This window comes from Micromonospora sp. NPDC049662, from assembly GCF_040675055.1.
GTDB lineage: Bacteria > Actinomycetota > Actinomycetes > Mycobacteriales > Micromonosporaceae > Micromonospora.
The window spans coordinates 20,025-36,407 of the sequence record NZ_JBFAOC010000007.1 but is presented as its reverse complement, the minus strand read 5'-3'; the positions used below and the strand labels follow the sequence as shown (position 1 = coordinate 36,407).

The following is a 16,383-nucleotide window of genomic DNA, read 5'->3' as shown; positions in this document are numbered from 1 at the left end:
TGGTGGTAGCGCTCTCAGGTGTGCGATCGTGCCAGGAGATCACCCCCCAGGAAGAGGACCACCCCCTTGAGTGCCCCCACCAGTCCCGCCGTCGCCCCGGACGCCGCCGCGCCGACGCGGGCCATCGTGCTCGCCCGCAACGGCGTCGCCCTGACCTTCACCCTGAACGGCCTGGCCGTCGGTAGCTGGTTCTCCCGGGTGCCGGCCGTCCGGGAGGCGCTGGATCTGTCCGCCGGCCGCCTCGGGCTGCTGTTGCTCGCGTTGAGCGTCGGCGCGCTGCTCGCCATGCCGACGTCCGGGCTGCTCGCCCAGCGCCTCGGCTCGGCCCGCACGGTGACCCTCGCCACCGTGCTGGTCGCGGTGGGCCTGATCGTGGCCGGGTTGGGCGCGACGGTCGCCGGGTCGGCCGCCGTCGTCGCGCTGGGGATGGTCGCCTTCGGCTACGGCTCCGGCGCGTGTGACGTGGCGATGAACGTCGAGGGCGCGGCCGTGGAGCGTCGGTTGGGGCGTACCGTCATGCCCCGTTTCCACGCGGCCTGGAGCCTCGGGTCGGTGGCCGGCGCGGGCGTCGGCGCCGGCGCGGCCCGCCTGGACGTGCCGGTGGGCGCGCACCTCGCCGTGGTGGCCGTGGTGGTCCTGGTCGGCACCGTCTTCGCGTCCCGGGCGTACCTGCCCCAGCCCGCCGTGGACGCGGCCAACGGGCCGACGGACACCACCCCGGCCGGTCGTCGGCGGGCCCAGCTCGCCGCCTGGCGCGAGCCGCGCACCCTGCTGATCGGGCTGTTCGTGCTGGTGGCGGCCTTCACCGAGGGCAGCGCCAACGACTGGCTGGCGGTCGCGTTCGTGGACGGCCGGGACTTGAGCGAGGCGGCCGGCGCGGCGGTCTTCGGAGTGTTCGTCGTCGGCATGACCCTCGGTCGCACCGCCGGCACGGTCGCGCTGGACCGCTGGGGGCGGGTGCCGGTCCTCACCGGCACCGTCCTGCTCGCCGCCGCCGGCGCGACGCTGGCCGTGTTGGCCGGCTCGGGACCGGTGGCCATCGTCGGCGTCGCGCTGTGGGGGATCGGCGCGTCACTCGGCTTCCCCGTCGGCATGAGCGCGGCGGCCGACGAGGAGGCGCACGCGGCGGTACGGGTCAGCGTCGTCGCCGTGATCGGCTACACGGCCTTCCTGGGTGGCCCGCCGCTGCTGGGGCTGCTCGGCGACCACGTCGGCGTCCTGCGGGCGCTGCTGGTGGTGCCGCTGCTGCTCCTGCCGACGTTGGCGCTGGTGCCGGCGCTGCGCCCGCCGCGCGCCGCCGAGCGGGAGCGGTCGTCGGCAGCACAACAAAACTAGCCCGGATCAGGGCGTGCCGGTATCGGGCGCGCGGCCGAGTGCGCCGCGCGCCCGTGCTGGCTACGGTCGCCCGATGCCAATCGACGAGATCACCGCCGCCGCGGCGGGCACCTGGACCCTGGGCGACCGCACGGTGCGCCGGATGGGCTTCGGCTCGATGCGGATCACCGCGAACCCCGACCGCGAGCGCGCGATCGCGCTGCTGCGCCGCGCCGTCGAGCTGGGCGTCAACCACCTCGACACGGCCGCGTTCTACGTCTCGCCCGGCGGGACCCTGCGGGTGGGCACCGGTCCCGCCCGGTACGCCACCGAGCTGATCCGGGCGGCCCTCGCCCCGTACCCCGAGGATCTGGTGATCGCCACCAAGGTCGGCTTCGGCTACGACCCGGTGGACGGGTTCACCGAGGCGTTCACCCCCGCGCAGTTGCGCGCGCAGGTCGAGGAGAACCTGCGTCGTCTCGGCCGCGACCAGCTCGACGTGGTGAACCTACGGCTCGGCCGGGGGCCGGGGGCGGTGCCGCTGGCCGAGCGGTTCGGCGCCCTGGCCGAGCTGCGCGACGCCGGGCTGATCCGGCACCTCGGGCTGTCCAACGTCCGGCCCGAGCAGCTGGACGAGGTGGCCGGCATCGCGCCGGTGGTCTGCGTGCAGAACAACTACGGCTTGGACGCCTACCGGGAACAGGACGCCTTCGTCCGGGCCTGCGGCGAGCGGGGAGTCGCCTACGTGCCGTTCTTCGCGCTGGCCGGAACCTCCCGGGAGGCGGGAGCGACCGCCGCGCCGGGCGCGGCCGTCGAGGCGGTCGCCCGCGACCACGGCGTCACCCCTTCGCAGGTACGCCTGGCCTGGACCCTGCACCAGGGCCCGCACGTCCTCGCCATCCCCGGCACCAGCGACCCCGCACACCTCGAGGAGAACATAGCCGCCGCGTCCCTGGACCTGACCCCGGAGGACCTGACCCGCCTGGGCTGACGCCGTCCCCCACCCCCGTCCCGCCGGCGTTGATCATGAAGTTGTTGCCATCGATGTCGGCGTGTCGTGGCAATAACTTCATGATCAACGGAGCCAGATGCGCAGGAGGCCCGCGGGGTGGAAGCCGGCTCGGCGGGCCGGGGGCAGGTCGGGCGCGGACTCGTAGCCGACCAGGGGTACGTCGGGCAGGGTGGCGGAGATCGCCAGCCAGATCTCGTCCGGATCGTCGCTGGTGCTGAACAGGTTGGAGACGCCCGACGGATCGTCGCCGCTGACCACCGCCCCACCCACGACAGCGCCCCGCCCGTCGTGCCGGGCCAGCACCCGGATGCCCGGGTCGGCCAGCAGCGCCGGGCGGAACAGCTCCCCACCGCCGTGCGCGCTCGCCCACTCCGCGAGCCCCCGCGCCGTGGTGACCCGGTCGAGCGGCACGCCGGTCGGCGGATCGGTCGGCGGGCGGTGGATCCACTGCGCGTCGAAGAGGACCCGGAACCCGTACGCCGCGAGGTCGAGGTCGGCGAAGCTGTCCTTCACCGACGCGCCGGCCCCGGCGTCGATCCGCGCGAGCAGCGCCTCGGGGTCGACGCCGGGGCGCAGGGTGACCGCGTCCGGATACCAGGGCGGGGAGCGGCGGGGCACCGACCACGCGTCGGCGTCGATCCGGCCGACCAGGCCGTGGCTGGCGCACACCACGTCGCACCATTGCGCGTTGTTGTGCGCCGCCGCCTCCCGCACGTCGTTTGGCACGTCCGGCAGCCTAATCGGTGAGCACGACGAGCCGCTGGGTCGCGCGCGTCATCGCGACGTACCTGTCGACCGCCCCCTGGACGCCCTCACCGAACGCCTCCGGATCGACGAGGACGACCAGGTCGAACTCCAGCCCCTTGGACAGTTCCGGACTCAGCGACCGGACGCGACTCGTCGCCGGCCGGAACGTGGGGTCGCCGATGACGCAGGCGATTCCCTCGGCGTGCTCCGCGAGCCAGCCGTCGACGATCGCGTCCCGGTCGCGCACCGATCCGTGGGTGACGGGGATCCCGTTGCCGCGGATCGAGGTCGGCACGTTCGCGTCCGGGAGTACGGCCCGGATGACCGGTTCGGCCTGCGCCATGACCTCCCGGGGCGTCCGGTAGTTGACGGTCAACGAGGTCAGGGTCACCTCGTTGAGCCCGACGCGGGCGAGCCGTTCGCGCCACGACCCGGTGAATCCGTGCCGGGCCTGGGCCCGGTCCCCGACGATCGTGAAGCTGCGCGACGGGCACCGCGACAGCAGCATCTGCCACTGCGCGTCGGTCAGCTCCTGCGCCTCGTCCACCACGATGTGCGCGAACGGGCCGGCCAGCAGATCCGCGGCGACGCCCGGCAGCACGGCCTCGTCGACAAGCGCGTCCTGCAGGTCCAGTTGGCGCAGGCTCGACAGCACGCCCTCGCCGTCGTCGTAGGCGTGCGCCTCGATCAGCTCGTCGACCACCGTCGCCATGCGTTCCCGTTCGGCGGCGATCGTGGCGTCGCGGCGGCGGGTACGCCCTGACGCCTCCGCATCGCCGAGCCGCTGTCGTGCCGCGTCCAGCAGCGGCAGGTCGGACACCGTCCACGCGCGGGCGTCGGCGCGCTGGAGCCGGCGGACGTCGTCGGGACCGAGCCAGGGGGCGCACCTGCGCAGATAGGCGGGCACCGACCACAGGTCCGCGACGATGTCGGCCGCGTCGAGCAGCGGCCAGGCGCGGTTGACCGTGGTACGGATTTCCGCGTCGCGCCGCAGCGACGCGCGGACGAGGTCCTCGGGTTCGTCGCCGTCGTACCTGCCGAGCAGGATGCTCAGCAGTTCGTCCCAGATCTCGTCGCGGGCCTCGTTGTGCGGGGTGCCCGATCCGGGCGCCTCGAACGCCTGGGCCCAGTCGTCGGCGCTCAGCCGGATGTCGGTGTCGCCGGCCGCGACGGTCAGCGCCGTCGTCGGCGGCTCCTCGTAGAAGCGGACGGCCGCGTCGATCGCCCGTACCAGGCCGAGCGAGGACTTGAGGCGGTCCACCTCCGGGTCGCTCTCGGCGGCGGCCGAGGCGCCCTGCGGTACCAGGTCCCGCAGGGTGCAGGTCTGCACGTCCTCCTCGCCGAGGCTGGGCAGGACGTCGGCGACGTACGCCAGGTAGGGCTGGTGCGGCCCGACGAACAGCACCCCGCCGCGCCCCTGCCGCAGGCGCGGGTCGGAGTAGAGCAGGTACGCGGTGCGGTGCAGGGCGACGACGGTCTTGCCCGTGCCCGGACCGCCGTCGACGACGAGCGCGCCGCGTGATCCGGCCCGGATGATGGCGTCCTGGTCGGCCTGGATGGTGCCGAGCACGTCGCGCATCCGGGCGGAGCGGTTGCCGCCGAGGCTGGCGATGAACGCCGACTGGTCGTCCAGCGCGGCGTGCCCCTCGAACCCGTCCGGGGTGAACACCTCGTCCCAGTAGTCGCTGATCCGGCCGAGGGTCCAGCGATACCGGCGTCGGCTCGCGAGGCCCATCGGGTTGGCGTGGGTCGCTCCGAAGAACGGCGCGGCGGCCGGTGAACGCCAGTCGAGCAGCAGCCGGCGGCCATCGCCGTCGCTGAGGCCGAACCGTCCGATATAGACGGGCTCGGGGTCGTCCGCGTGGACCATGCGACCGAGACACAGATCCAGACCGAAACGGCGCAGCGCACGCAGGCGGGCGGTCAGCCGCCGGACCTCCTCGTCCCGGACGACCGCCTGCCGACCCTTGCCCGCCGGTGCCCGGCGCTCGGCGTCCAGGCGGTCGGACAGGTCGGCGATCGACCGCTGAAGGCTCGCCGCGATCACGGCGAAGTGCTGCTCGTCCCGGGCGACGAGCGCCGGGTCGGCCTTGGCGGCGAGGTTCTCGGGGAGGTCGAACACACTGGCCGCCGCCGACGACACGTTCATCTTCATGGCTCCCGTTTGCGCAGGTCATGGCCTTGGACGGGCCATTCTGCGGCACAGCGGGGGCCTTGCCGCAAGTCCCCCCATGCGGTATATGTTGGATATGGCGGGAGGGGTTGTTCCTCGTCGTCACGGCTTCCGCTCGGCGTAGACGAGATCCATCGTGTCGGCGCGCCCGCCCCAGCTCAGGTCGAGATGCCAGCACCCCGCTCGCGGCATGTCGATGATCGACGGCGCTGGCCCGCCGGCGACCTCGTGGGTCACTCGCGTGTCGGTGCCGTCCAACGTGGCGATGATCTTCAGGGTGGTCGACGCGCCCGGGGGCGGCGAGGTCGTGGCGGGCCGGGCCACCCAGAGGATCTTGTTGCTCGACGCGTCCGGTCGGACCTGCGCCAGCGGGTGGCCGAACAGCACCGCCACGATCTCACCCCGTGCGCCGAAGACGTGCGGCATGCGGGTGTCCCCGTGGAACCCCTCGTCCGCCCAGTCGGGCAGCGACCCCGTCTCGACCCGCGACGCGCAGCCGACCGCCGCAGTGGTTGGACCGCCGGCAGTCGTCGCCGGCCCGTCACCGGCCGTGCCGCAGCCCGCCAGCACCAGAACCGACCCCAGCAGAAACCTGCCCCAAGTGATCATCTCGCTCCCTCCCACAAGGACGTGTCCCGTACCAGAGAGACACCGGTCGGGCCGGGCGGGTTCCTAGGGGAGCGAGCCGGCGATCTCGAGCGCCTCGGCCATGCTGCGCGCGCCCTCCAGCCGGTAGGTCACGCCGGCCTGCTCCCAGATCAGGGTCGACGCGGCGAGTCGTGCGGTCTCCCGGCGGATCTGCCCCGACCGGTCGACGTAGGACAGCACGTGCGGACCGTCGACCCAGACGGCGAAGTCACCGTCGACCTGCGTCCACTCCGCACCCGGCCGGCTGGTCCGCTTGTGGAAGGTCAGGTCGAGACGACCGTCGAACGCGTCGAGACGCACCCCGCCGCCCTCGTACAGCAGCGTCGCGACCCGGTACGCGCCGGTGCCGTCGGGGTCGGCGACCGACACCCGCTCCGGCGGCCCGAGCGCGGCCGGCACCCGGATCGGGAAGCGGACCGCCCGCCGTGCCTCGTCGAGCCCCACCATCCGCAGCGACGGCAGGGGCGACGGCTCGTCCTCGGGCGGCGACGGCGTGGACGACGTGACGATGCCGACGCCGGCGAAGCGCAGCACCTCGCCGACCGCGTCGGCGACGGCCGCACGCGTCGGCGGCAGCGCCGCGACCAGCAGGGCAACGAGCGCCGCCGCGGCCAGGGAGCGCCACCGACGTCGCCCGCGTACGTCCCCGACGAGCCGGTCGCGCACCCGTGCGGTCACGTCCGGCGTGGCGGGCGTGTCCAACCAGACGCCGAGGTCACGCAGCTCCGCCTCTAGGCCGTCCCGGGCGAGGTCATCCATGACGCACCTCCTCGTCGGCGAGCAGGGCGCGCAGCTTCGCCAGTGCCCGTGAGGTACGCGACTTCACCGTTCCCCGGGGCCAGCCCAGCATGACGCCCGTCTCCTGCTCGCCGAGATCGAGGAAGAACCGGCAGACGATCACCTCGCGGTCGCGTACCGGCAGTTGCCGCAGGGCCGCCACCAGCGCGGCCCGCCGCTCGCCGGCCAGGACGGCGTCAACGGCGTCATCCTCGGCGACCTCGGGCGGGGGGTTCGCCGCCGCCCGCAGGACCAGGCCCTCCCGGCGCGTGCGGGACCGGTGCAGGTTGCGGGTCTCGTTGGCGACGATCGCGAGCAACCAGGAGCGGAAGGACGACTCTCCCCGGTAGCGCGACAGCTTGCGGTAGCCCTTCACGAACGCCTCCTGGACGACGTCCTCGGAGTCCGAACCCGCGCCGAGCAGCACCGCCGTCCGGTACGCGGACGCGGTGTGCCGGGCGACCAGGAGGTCGTACGCCTCCAGGTCACCGGCTCGGGCGCGGGTGACGAGCACGTCGTCGTCCAGGGGTACCTCCGGTCGGACTCGCACTGATGACACCGCCCGCGCCCGTCGGGTTCCGCCCCAGCGGAGTCAGATTTCTCCCACCCGCCGTGCAGCCTATTGCCAGGAATCGGTGCTGAACTGGGAGTGGCGTCGAAGGAGAGGGGCTGGGCATGGGCTGGTTCAACCGGCGGTCTCGCGGCGGCGAGGCGACCCCGACGAAGCTGGACCGTGAGGCCACCCGGGACGACCTCGCCGCGCTGGAGGCGTTCGTCGCCAGCCGGCGAGGGGTGGAGTTCTACCTGGAACCGGAGACGACCGCCACCGACACCACCGTGGTCGCGATCGCCTACGACGGTGAGTGGATCCGTCGCCGCACCGGCACACCCCGGGCGGCGGGCGACATCGCCCGCAAACACGCGGTGCCGCTGTACGAGGCGGCCCGCACCGGCTACCCGGAGCGGATGCGGGTGTGGAATCGGGCCCACCCGGAACGCCACGCCCGCTGAGCCGGTCAGGCCGTAACCGGGCTCAAGCGGGTTTCGCCTGCGCGAGTGATCGCTGGATGAGCGTGAGGACGGGTGGAAGGATCAGCTCACCGCCGCCGATCGTGGCGCCAGCGTTCACGTGGTGGGGCGTGCCGTCAATGTCGACCACCAGCGCGCCAGCCTCCCTGGCGATGACGACGCCCGCGACGGTGTCCCACGGGTTGTTGTTGAGCATGACGAACGCGTCGATCCGGCCGTGCGCCAACCAGGCGAGGTCGATTGCGGCTGACCCGTGCATGCGTATCCGTTGGACGTGTCGGGTGAGCTGCTCGGTGATGGCGAGTCGCTCGGTGTTCTTCCGGCTGGCCTCGGCACCGACCGCATAGTCGCCGATGGCGACGACGGCGTCCCGCAGATCGGTGACCTGGCTGGCGCGGATGCGCCGGTTGTCGGCATAGGCGCCGTGCCCCTGCACGGCGTGGTAGCGGGTGCCGAGGAACGGAAGGTCGATGACACCGAGGACGGCGTGTGTGCGGTGGATGAGGCCGAGAGAGATCGCGCACAGGGGCGAGCCGTGGATGAAGTTGACGGTGCCGTCGACTGGATCGAGTGCCCAGGTCAGCGCGCTGGTGTCGCCGCTGCTGCCGTACTCCTCACCGAGGAAACCGATGTCAGGCGCCTTGGCGGCCAGATGCTCGCGGACCGCTCGCTCGATGGCGTAATCCACGTCCGAGGCCATGTCGCGGTCACCCTTGAAGGTCAGCGCACCGGGCTGGAGCCTGCGCATCAGGTCGTGGGCCAGGTCGACGGCCTCCTGTGCGAGAGGGAGGAGGTGCGCGTAGCCGGTCATAGCTGGCGGCTGCGCTCCCACAGCGAGTTGAACATCTCGTCGAATATCGGGTAGAGGCCGGAAGGGCTGGGGCTGGCGCTGCGCTCGATGACCAGCGTCGGGCAGTCGACACCGCGCATCTGCGGTAGGTAGTGCTGGACAACGCAGAGTCGACCATCGATCAGAAGGACGTTGGCGCGGATGGATTCGTCGTAGACGCCGATGGTGAGGTTGTCCCGGGCATCCGCCGGGAGCCGGTCACGAATGCGGCGGGCCAAGTTCTGGATGTTGAGTTCGGTGAGCGCGCTGAGGTGCCCATCTGGATAGTCGTCCTCCCGCTCCTGCCGCCTGATCGCCTCGCCGGCCGGGTCAAGGAACAGGCAGCGGAGGCGGGTGCCGGCGGCGAGGAGTCTCAGGAGGCGATTGTCGCCGTACTGCTGACAGATGAGGTTCAGTGACAGCCCGGCCGCTCGGATGTCCGTGGCATGGTCGAAAAGGGCTTGCGGGGGCAGCTCCGCCATAAAATCTGATCGGCTGGAATAGATCGCGCTGACATCAGCGCATTGGTTCCGTACGGCCGTGCTGAGCTGGTGTCCGGCGAGGTCCGGGGCCGGCTCGCGTTCGCCGAGGAGAAGCGTCATTCGTGCGTGGCGGGGCATGGACAGGCCGGTGCAGATGCGGGTGAGGACATCGATGCTGCTGACCCGGCGGGCACCGCTGGTGATCTCGCTGATCTGAGCCTGGCTGAGGCCGGTGGCGACGCCGAGAGTGGTCTGGCTGGCGCGGGTGGCTCGCTGGACGAGGCGGAATACCTGAGCGATGTTACGAGCGGCCAGGGCGTCGAGCATGTCAGTGGTGTCCCACAGCAGGTCGTCAGTGGTAAGCGTGGCAGTTGTGCGGACGCTCACGGCTGGCTTCCTTCCTGCTACAAGGGCCGAGGGCCAGCTTATCCAGTAGTGGGATGGCATGCCGGGAGGACATCCAGAGGGCGGATGAAAGTTATCCATCGAGGATTCACCCGCCGTGATGGATCGCTGCGGTTGTGGTGAGCAGGGTCGTGGTGTGAGTCTGCGGTCCCGCCCCCACCTGCCCATGCGCCCCGCCTGGTTGTGCCGCAACTGTGCCGCAGCATGGCCATGCTCCCGCGCCCAACTCGATCTCGTCGCCGAGTTCTACGGTCACTCGCTGGCGCTGGCCCTCTACCTTACGTCCTGCATGAACGAGGCCATCCACGACTTGTACGGTCTCGGCGGTCGCCCCGACCTTGCCCTGATGCACGCGCGTTTCCTCGGCTGGCTGTCGTTGACTCGCCGGCCGCGTCGCTTCAACCATGAGTGACTCGCCCCGATATCTTCGCAGGTCAATGTGGTGCTCGTGACCGGGCGGCACCGGGGTCCGCGTTGACCGGCGGCGCGAGGGTGTGGCAGCATTCGCGGCCTGACGGCAGTGAAGGAAGTCGGTGCGAATCCGACGCGGTCCCGCCACTGTCACCGGGGAGTGATCCCCCCTCGCGAGTCACGGCCGTGTGTCTGCGGTTGGAAGGCCGGGGGAGAGCGTCGATCCGGAAGCCAGGATACTTCGGCCGTCGGGACGTACCCCAGGGCGTGGACACCCGAGGAGGACCCGATGACGCATGGCGTCTTGCGCACCCACGAGCACCGTCGTACCCCGAGCGGCGGTCGCACCGCCGCGCCCCGACCCGGCCGCACAACCGCGCCGGCATCCGCTCGCTTGGGCGTCGTTTCCCGCTGAGTTCCGCGCCACGCCACCCGTCGCCGCCGGCCCCGTGCCGGTGAGCGGTCCGGGTCGCGGTGCCCGCTGAACCCCGCGCCCACCCGCACGTCGTCGCCGAACCGCTTCCGCGAGCGCGCCGACGTTACCGTCCGGAGCCTGCCGTGCGCATTCTGCTGCTCTCCACCGCCGACACCGACCTGCTGGCCGCCCGCGCCAGCGACGCCGACTACCGGCTCGCCAACCCTGCCCGGGTGGCGGCCGACGAGGTGCCCGCCCTGCTCGACGGGGTCGACCTCGCCGTCGTACGCCTGCTCGGCGGTCGGCAGGCGTGGCCGGACGGCCTCGCCGCCGTGCTCGCCAGCGGCGTGCCCACGGTCGTCCTTGGCGGCGAGGCGCTGCCGGACGCGGAGCTGATGGCGGTCTCCACGGTGCCGTCCGGGGTGGTCGCCCAGGCCCTCGCGTACCTGGTCGAGGGTGGCCCGGACAACCTGGGGGAGTTGGCCCGGTTCCTCTCCGACACGGTCCTGCTCACCGGGGAGGGGTTCGCACCGCCCGCGCCGACCCCGGCGTACGGCGTGCACGGCGAGCACCCCACCGAACCGGGTCGGCCCACCATCGGAATCGTCTTCTACCGGGCGCACGCCCTGGCCGGCAACACCGCGTTCGTCGACGTGCTGGCCGAGGCGGTCCGCGCGGCCGGCGGCAACCCCCTGCCGATCTTCTGCGGCTCGCTGCGCGGGCTGACGGCCGGCGCCGGCCCCCTCGGGCTCTTCGCCCGCTGCGACGCGCTGCTGGTCACCGTCCTCGCGGCCGGCGGCGCGGTCGCCGCCGACGCCTCCTCCGGCGGCGACGAGGACGCCTGGGACGTCGGCGCGCTCGCCGCCCTGGACGTGCCGGTCATCCAGGCGCTCTGCCTCACCAGCACGCGCGAGCAGTGGGCCGCCAGCGACGCCGGACTGTCCCCGTTGGACGCGGCGATGCAGGTGGCCATCCCCGAGTTCGACGGCCGGATCGTCACCGTGCCGTTCTCGTTCAAGCAGGTCGACGCCGACGGTCTTTCGGTGTACGCCGCCGACCCCGAGCGGGCCGCCCGCGTCGCCGGGATCGCGGTGCGGCACGCCCGGCTGCGGTACGTGCCGAACGCCGACAAGCGGATCGCCGTGGTGCTCAGCTCGTACCCCACCAAGCACTCGCGGGTCGGCAACGCCGTCGGGCTGGACACCCCGGCCTCGGCGGTCCGGCTGTTCGCCGCGCTCGCCGAGGCGGGCTACGACCTCGGCGGCACGCCGCCGCCCACGGACGGTGACGCGCTGATCCACGCGCTGATCGCCGCCGGCGGGCACGACGTGGAGTGGCTCACCCCGGATCAGTTGGCCGCCGCCGAGGCGCGGATACCGGGGCAGACGTACCGGCGCTGGTTCGAGGCGGTCCCGGTCGAGCTGCGCGAGCGGATGCGGCAACACTGGGGCGAGCCGCCCGGCGAGCTGTACACCGACGGCGGGGACGTCGTGCTGGCCGGGCTGCGCTTCGGCAACGTGGCGCTGCTGATCCAGCCGCCGCGTGGTTTCGGGGAGAACCCGATCGCCATCTACCACGACCCGGACCTGCCGCCGAGCCACCACTACCTGGCCGCGTACCGCTGGCTCGCCGCGCCGGTCTCCGACGGCGGCTTCGGCGCGGACGCCGTGGTGCACCTGGGCAAGCACGGCACCCTGGAGTGGCTGCCCGGCAAGGGCCTCGGCCTGGCCGCCGGCTGCGCGCCCGACGCGGTCCTCGCGGACCTGCCGCTGGTGTACCCGTTCATCGTCAACGACCCAGGCGAGGGCACCCAGGCCAAGCGGCGGGCGCACGCCGTGGTCATCGACCACCTGGTGCCGCCGATGGCCCGCGCCGAGACCTACGGCGACCTGGCCAAACTGGAGCAACTGCTGGACGAGTACGCCACCGTGCAGGCGCTCGACCCGGCGAAGGTGCCGACCGTGCGGGCGCAGATCTGGGACCTGGTCCGCGCCTCCGAGCTGCACCACGACCTGCACACCGAGGCGATGCCCGACGCGGACGACTTCGACGACTTCGTGCTGCACCTCGACGGCTACCTGTGCGAGGTCAAGGACGTGCAGATCCGCGACGGCCTGCACATCCTCGCCGACGCGCCCACCGGCGAGCCGCGGGTCAACCTGGTCCTCGCGGTGCTGCGCGCCCCGCAGATCTGGGGTGGCGTCCAGGCCCTGCCCGGCCTGCGGCAGGCCCTCGCCACCGCGTACGGCCTCGACGAACAGGAACTGCTTGCCACGCCGGGCCAGCGGATCGCCCTGCCGGCCGCGTTGACCGACGCGGTGGACGGGCCGGCCGGCACCGCCGCCGATGCCATCGACCTGATCGAAACCCTCGCCCGGCGGCTGGTCGTCGGCATGGAGACCCTGGGCTGGACCGCCGACACGGCCGAGGCGGTCGTCGCCGAGGTGACCGGCCAGCCGATCCCGGACGCCGCCGAGGTGCTGCGCTTCGCCGCCACCGAGTTGGTGCCCCGGCTGGTTCGCACCACCGACGAGCTGACCAACACCCTCGGTGCGCTCGACGGCCGGTTCGTGCCGCCCGGCCCGTCCGGCTCACCCACCCGGGGCCTGGTCAACGTGTTGCCCACCGGCCGGAACTTCTACTCCGTCGACCCGAAGGCCATCCCCAGCCGCAACGCCTGGGACGTCGGCGTGGCCCTGGCCGACTCGCTGCTGGCCCGGCACCTCGCCGACACCGGCGCGTACCCCCGCTCGGTGGGGTTGACCGTGTGGGGCACCAGCGCCATGCGGACGCAGGGCGACGACATCGCCGAGGTGCTCGCGCTTATCGGCTGCCGGCCGGTGTGGGACGAGCGGTCCCGGCGGGTCACCGGCGTCGAGGTGGTGCCGACCGCCGAGCTGGGTCGGCCCCGCGTCGACGTCACCGTACGGATCTCCGGGTTCTTCCGCGACGCGTTCCCGCACGTGGTGGCGCTGCTCGACGACGCCGTCCGGCAGGTCGCCGCCCTGAACGAGCCGGCCGAGGAGAACTACCTGCGCGCCCACGTGGCCGCCGACCTCGCCGAGCACGGTGACGAGCGGCGGGCCACCGCCCGGATCTTCGGCTCCAAACCCGGGGCGTACGGCGCGGGCCTGTTGCCGCTGATCGACGCCCGGACCTGGCGCAGCGACGCCGACCTGGCCGAGGTGTACGCGGTGTGGGGTGGCTACGCGTACGGCCGGGGCCTGGACGGGCGGGAGGCGCGCGCCGACATGGAACGCTCCTTCGCGCGGATCGCGGTCGCGGTGAAGAACCAGGACACCCGCGAGCACGACATCGTCGACTCCGACGACTACTTCCAGTATCACGGCGGGATGGTGGCGATGGTCCGCCACCTCACCGGCACGTCCCCGGCCGCGTACGTGGGCGACTCGGCGATGCCGCACGACGTGCGGACCCGCACGCTGGGCGAGGAGACCCGGCGGGTGTTCCGGGCCCGGGTGGTCAACCCGAAGTGGATCGCCGCGATGCGCCGGCACGGCTACAAGGGCGCGTTCGAGCTGGCCGCCACCGTGGACTACCTGTTCGGCTACGACGCCACCGCCGGTGTGGTGGACGACTGGATGTACGAGCACCTGGCCGCCGCGTACCTGTTCGACGACACCACCCGCGAGTTCCTGGAGAAGTCCAACCCGTGGGCGCTACGCGGCATCACCGAGCGGCTATTGGAGGCCGCCGACCGGGGGCTGTGGGCCAAGCCCGAGCCGGCCACCCTGGACCGCCTGCGCGACACCTACCTGGCCAGCGAGGGCGACCTGGAGGACCGGGCATGACCACGACCTACCCGCTCAGCGCCGTGCTCGGCATGGCCGACATGCGGCTGGCGTTGCTGCTCAACGCCGTGTCCCCGGCGATCGGTGGGGTCCTCGTGCGGGGCGAGAAGGGCACCGCCAAGTCCACCGCCGTACGCGCCCTCGCCGCGCTGCTGCCCCCGGTGCGCCGGGTCGCCGGCTGCCGCTTCGGGTGTGATCCGGCCGAACCCGACCCGGGCTGCCCGGACGGGCCGCACCCGGTCGGGGCGGCCGTCGAGACCGGGCCGGCGCGCCTCGTCGAACTGCCCGTCGGAGCGGCCGAGGACCGGGTGGTCGGGTCGCTGGACCTGGAGAAGGCCCTCGGCGAGGGCGTACGCGCCTTCGAACCGGGCCTGCTCGCCGCCGCCCACCGGGGCGTGCTCTACGTGGACGAGGTCAACCTGCTGCACGACCACCTCGTCGACCTGCTGCTGGACGCGGCGGCGATGGGCCGCAGCCACGTCGAGCGCGAGGGCGTCTCGGTCAGCCACGCGGCCCGGTTCCTGCTGGTCGGCACCATGAACCCGGAGGAGGGGGAGCTGCGCCCGCAGCTGCTCGACCGGTTCGGGCTGACCGTCGAGGTGAACGCCAGCCGGGACCCGGAGATCCGGGTGGAGGTCGTCCGCCGGCGGCTCGCCGCCGACGCCGACCCGGCCGGGTTCGCCGCCCGCTGGGCCGACGCCGACGCCGAGATCGCCGCCCAGGTGGCCGCCGCCCGCCGCCGGCTTCCCGGGGTACGCCTGCCGGACGCCGCGCTGCGGCAGATCGCCGAGGTGTGCGCGGCGTTCGACGTGGACGGGATGCGCGCCGACATCGTCACCGCGCGTACCGCCCTCGCCCACGCCGCCTGGCACGACCGGGACCGGGTCACCAGCGACGACGTGCGGGTGGCGGCCCGACTCGCCCTGCCGCACCGCCGTCGCCGCGACCCGTTCGACACGCCGGGGCTGGACGAGAAGCGCCTCGACGAGGCGCTGCAACGGGCCCAGGACAACCACCCCGACGACCCGGACGACGACGGCCGCCCGGACGACGGCGGCTCCGCCGGCCCGCGCCCCGACGGTCCCGATGGTGGCGGTGGGGGCGGCCCCGGCGGCAGTGCCGGCGACCTGGGCGGCTCCTCCGGCGTGGACGGCGACACCGGGGAACATCGTCACGATGGGAACGGCCCCGACGGTCGTGGCTCCGACGACAACGCCCGCGGTCCCACCGACGTGGACGGTGGGGAGTCGGGCAGCGGCGGGCACGATTCCGGCGACGGCGACTCCGGGAGGGCCGACGGCCCGGAGCCGCACGCCGCCGACGTCGGCGCGGACGGGGACTTCTCGGGGGTGAACGGTCGGGGCGGTCGCCGTCGGCGGGCCGAGGAGGGTGAGCCCAGCGGCACCGGGAACGACCGGGAGCGCGAGGGCGGACGGGTGGCCGTACCCCGGGGTGGTCTGCGAGCCCGGCTGCTGACCGCGCCCGGCGTCGGTGACGGGGTGCCGGGCCGGCGGTCGCGGGCCCGGACCGGGAGGGGCCGCACCACCGGGGCCCGGGTGCCGAACGGTGGGGTCGGCGCGCTGCACCTGCCGGCCACCATCCGCGCCGCCGCACCCCACCAGGCGACTCGGGGGCGACTGGCGGGCCCGCTGCGCCTGCGTCCGGACGACGTCCGCGAGGCGGTCCGGGAGGGGCGCGAGGGCAACCTGGTGCTGTTCGTGGTGGACGCCAGCGGTTCGATGGGCGCCCGGCAGCGGATGGTCACCGTGAAGGACGCGGTGCTCGCCCTGCTCACCGACGCGTACCAGCGGCGGGACAAGGTCGCGGTGATCGCCTTCCGGGGAGCCGGCGCGCGCACCGTGCTGCCGGCGACCTCGTCGGTGCTGGCCGCCTCGACCCGTCTGGCCGAGTTGCCCACCGGCGGGCGGACACCACTGGCCGAGGGTCTGCTGGCCGCCGCGGAACTGCTGCGGGTGGAGCGCCTGCGCGACCCGAAGCGCCGCCCCCTGGTCCTGGTGGTCACCGACGGCCGCGCCACCGCCGGAACCCGCCCGCTCGACCGGGCGGCAGGAGCGGCGGCAATCCTCGCGGCGACGGGTGCCCCCTGCGTGGTCGTCGACTGCGAATCCGGCCCGATCCGCCTGCACCTGGCCCGCCGCCTGGCCACCCAACTCAACGCCCCCCTGCATCCCCTGCACGCCCTGACCCACCCCGCCCCCCGCGATCTTGCAGTTTCTGTCGCGACATAAAAGGACGAGATACGCATATGAGCAACAGAAACTGCAAGATCGCGGAAGGCGCGCGGGGCGCGGAAGGCGCGCGGGGCGCG

Annotated in this window: 13 protein-coding genes and 1 riboswitch; of the genes, 6 read left to right on the top strand and 7 right to left on the bottom strand. The window is 73.2% G+C overall.

Annotated elements, in window-relative coordinates; genetic code table 11:
• The first annotated feature begins 66 nt into the window (after positions 1-66).
• Both AB0J36_RS07690 and AB0J36_RS07685 read left to right on the top strand, forming a co-directional pair.
• Entirely contained in the window at positions 67-1,335 is a 1,269-nt protein-coding gene (locus AB0J36_RS07690; RefSeq protein ID WP_363660285.1) for an MFS transporter, read from the top strand.
• A 73-nt stretch (positions 1,336-1,408) separates the two neighbouring features.
• Entirely contained in the window at positions 1,409-2,305 is an 897-nt protein-coding gene (locus AB0J36_RS07685) for an aldo/keto reductase (RefSeq protein WP_357169898.1), read from the top strand.
• A gap of 84 nt (positions 2,306-2,389) precedes the next feature.
• Here the strand turns inward: AB0J36_RS07685 and AB0J36_RS07680 are convergent, their stop codons facing one another.
• From AB0J36_RS07680 to AB0J36_RS07660, 5 genes are all read right to left on the bottom strand, one after another.
• Positions 2,390-3,052, bottom strand: coding sequence for a hypothetical protein (locus tag AB0J36_RS07680; RefSeq protein ID WP_357169901.1), 663 nt, complete (start codon positions 3,050-3,052; stop codon positions 2,390-2,392).
• A 10-nt stretch (positions 3,053-3,062) separates the two neighbouring features.
• The gene (gene helR, locus AB0J36_RS07675; RefSeq protein ID WP_357170565.1) at positions 3,063-5,222 is read right to left on the bottom strand and encodes an RNA polymerase recycling motor ATPase HelR; all 2,160 of its coding nucleotides are present in this window, start codon (positions 5,220-5,222) and stop codon (positions 3,063-3,065) included.
• A gap of 126 nt (positions 5,223-5,348) precedes the next feature.
• On the bottom strand, positions 5,349-5,855 hold the full coding sequence (locus AB0J36_RS07670; protein WP_357169905.1) for a hypothetical protein: 507 nt from the start codon (positions 5,853-5,855) through the stop codon (positions 5,349-5,351).
• A gap of 63 nt (positions 5,856-5,918) precedes the next feature.
• Positions 5,919-6,653 carry a hypothetical protein gene (locus tag AB0J36_RS07665; protein ID WP_357169908.1) on the bottom strand — a complete coding sequence of 245 codons (735 nt, stop codon included), beginning with the start codon at positions 6,651-6,653 and terminating at the stop codon, positions 5,919-5,921.
• Positions 6,646-7,221: an RNA polymerase sigma factor gene (locus tag AB0J36_RS07660; protein ID WP_357169911.1), complete on the bottom strand. Its 576-nt coding sequence runs from the start codon at positions 7,219-7,221 to the stop codon at positions 6,646-6,648. Before AB0J36_RS07660 ends, AB0J36_RS07665 begins: the two co-directional genes overlap by 8 nt.
• Before the next feature lie 125 nt (positions 7,222-7,346).
• Here AB0J36_RS07660 and AB0J36_RS07655 point away from each other — a divergent pair, with 125 nt between their 5' ends.
• Positions 7,347-7,682 carry a hypothetical protein gene (locus AB0J36_RS07655; RefSeq protein WP_357118321.1) on the top strand — a complete coding sequence of 112 codons (336 nt, stop codon included), beginning with the start codon at positions 7,347-7,349 and terminating at the stop codon, positions 7,680-7,682.
• Positions 7,683-7,704: 22 nt separating this feature from the next.
• Here AB0J36_RS07655 and AB0J36_RS07650 read toward each other — a convergent pair whose 3' ends face one another.
• Entirely contained in the window at positions 7,705-8,511 is an 807-nt protein-coding gene (locus AB0J36_RS07650; RefSeq protein WP_357169914.1) for an inositol monophosphatase family protein, read from the bottom strand.
• Positions 8,508-9,398 carry a DUF5919 domain-containing protein gene (locus tag AB0J36_RS07645; RefSeq protein WP_357169917.1) on the bottom strand — a complete coding sequence of 297 codons (891 nt, stop codon included), beginning with the start codon at positions 9,396-9,398 and terminating at the stop codon, positions 8,508-8,510. Before AB0J36_RS07645 ends, AB0J36_RS07650 begins: the two co-directional genes overlap by 4 nt.
• A 307-nt stretch (positions 9,399-9,705) precedes the next feature.
• Here AB0J36_RS07645 and AB0J36_RS07640 point away from each other — a divergent pair, with 307 nt between their 5' ends.
• The 3 genes from AB0J36_RS07640 (at position 9,706) to AB0J36_RS07630 (ending at position 16,303) form a co-directional block, all read left to right on the top strand.
• Positions 9,706-9,828: a hypothetical protein gene (locus tag AB0J36_RS07640; protein ID WP_357118330.1), complete on the top strand. Its 123-nt coding sequence runs from the start codon at positions 9,706-9,708 to the stop codon at positions 9,826-9,828.
• 111 nt (positions 9,829-9,939) lie between these two features.
• A riboswitch (cobalamin riboswitch) is annotated at positions 9,940-10,069 on the top strand.
• Between the two features lie 316 nt (positions 10,070-10,385).
• On the top strand, positions 10,386-14,054 hold the full coding sequence (cobN, locus tag AB0J36_RS07635; protein ID WP_363660283.1) for a cobaltochelatase subunit CobN: 3,669 nt from the start codon (positions 10,386-10,388) through the stop codon (positions 14,052-14,054).
• On the top strand, positions 14,051-16,303 hold the full coding sequence (locus AB0J36_RS07630; protein ID WP_357397854.1) for a VWA domain-containing protein: 2,253 nt from the start codon (positions 14,051-14,053) through the stop codon (positions 16,301-16,303). Before cobN ends, AB0J36_RS07630 begins: the two co-directional genes overlap by 4 nt.
• Positions 16,304-16,383 lie beyond the last annotated feature (80 nt).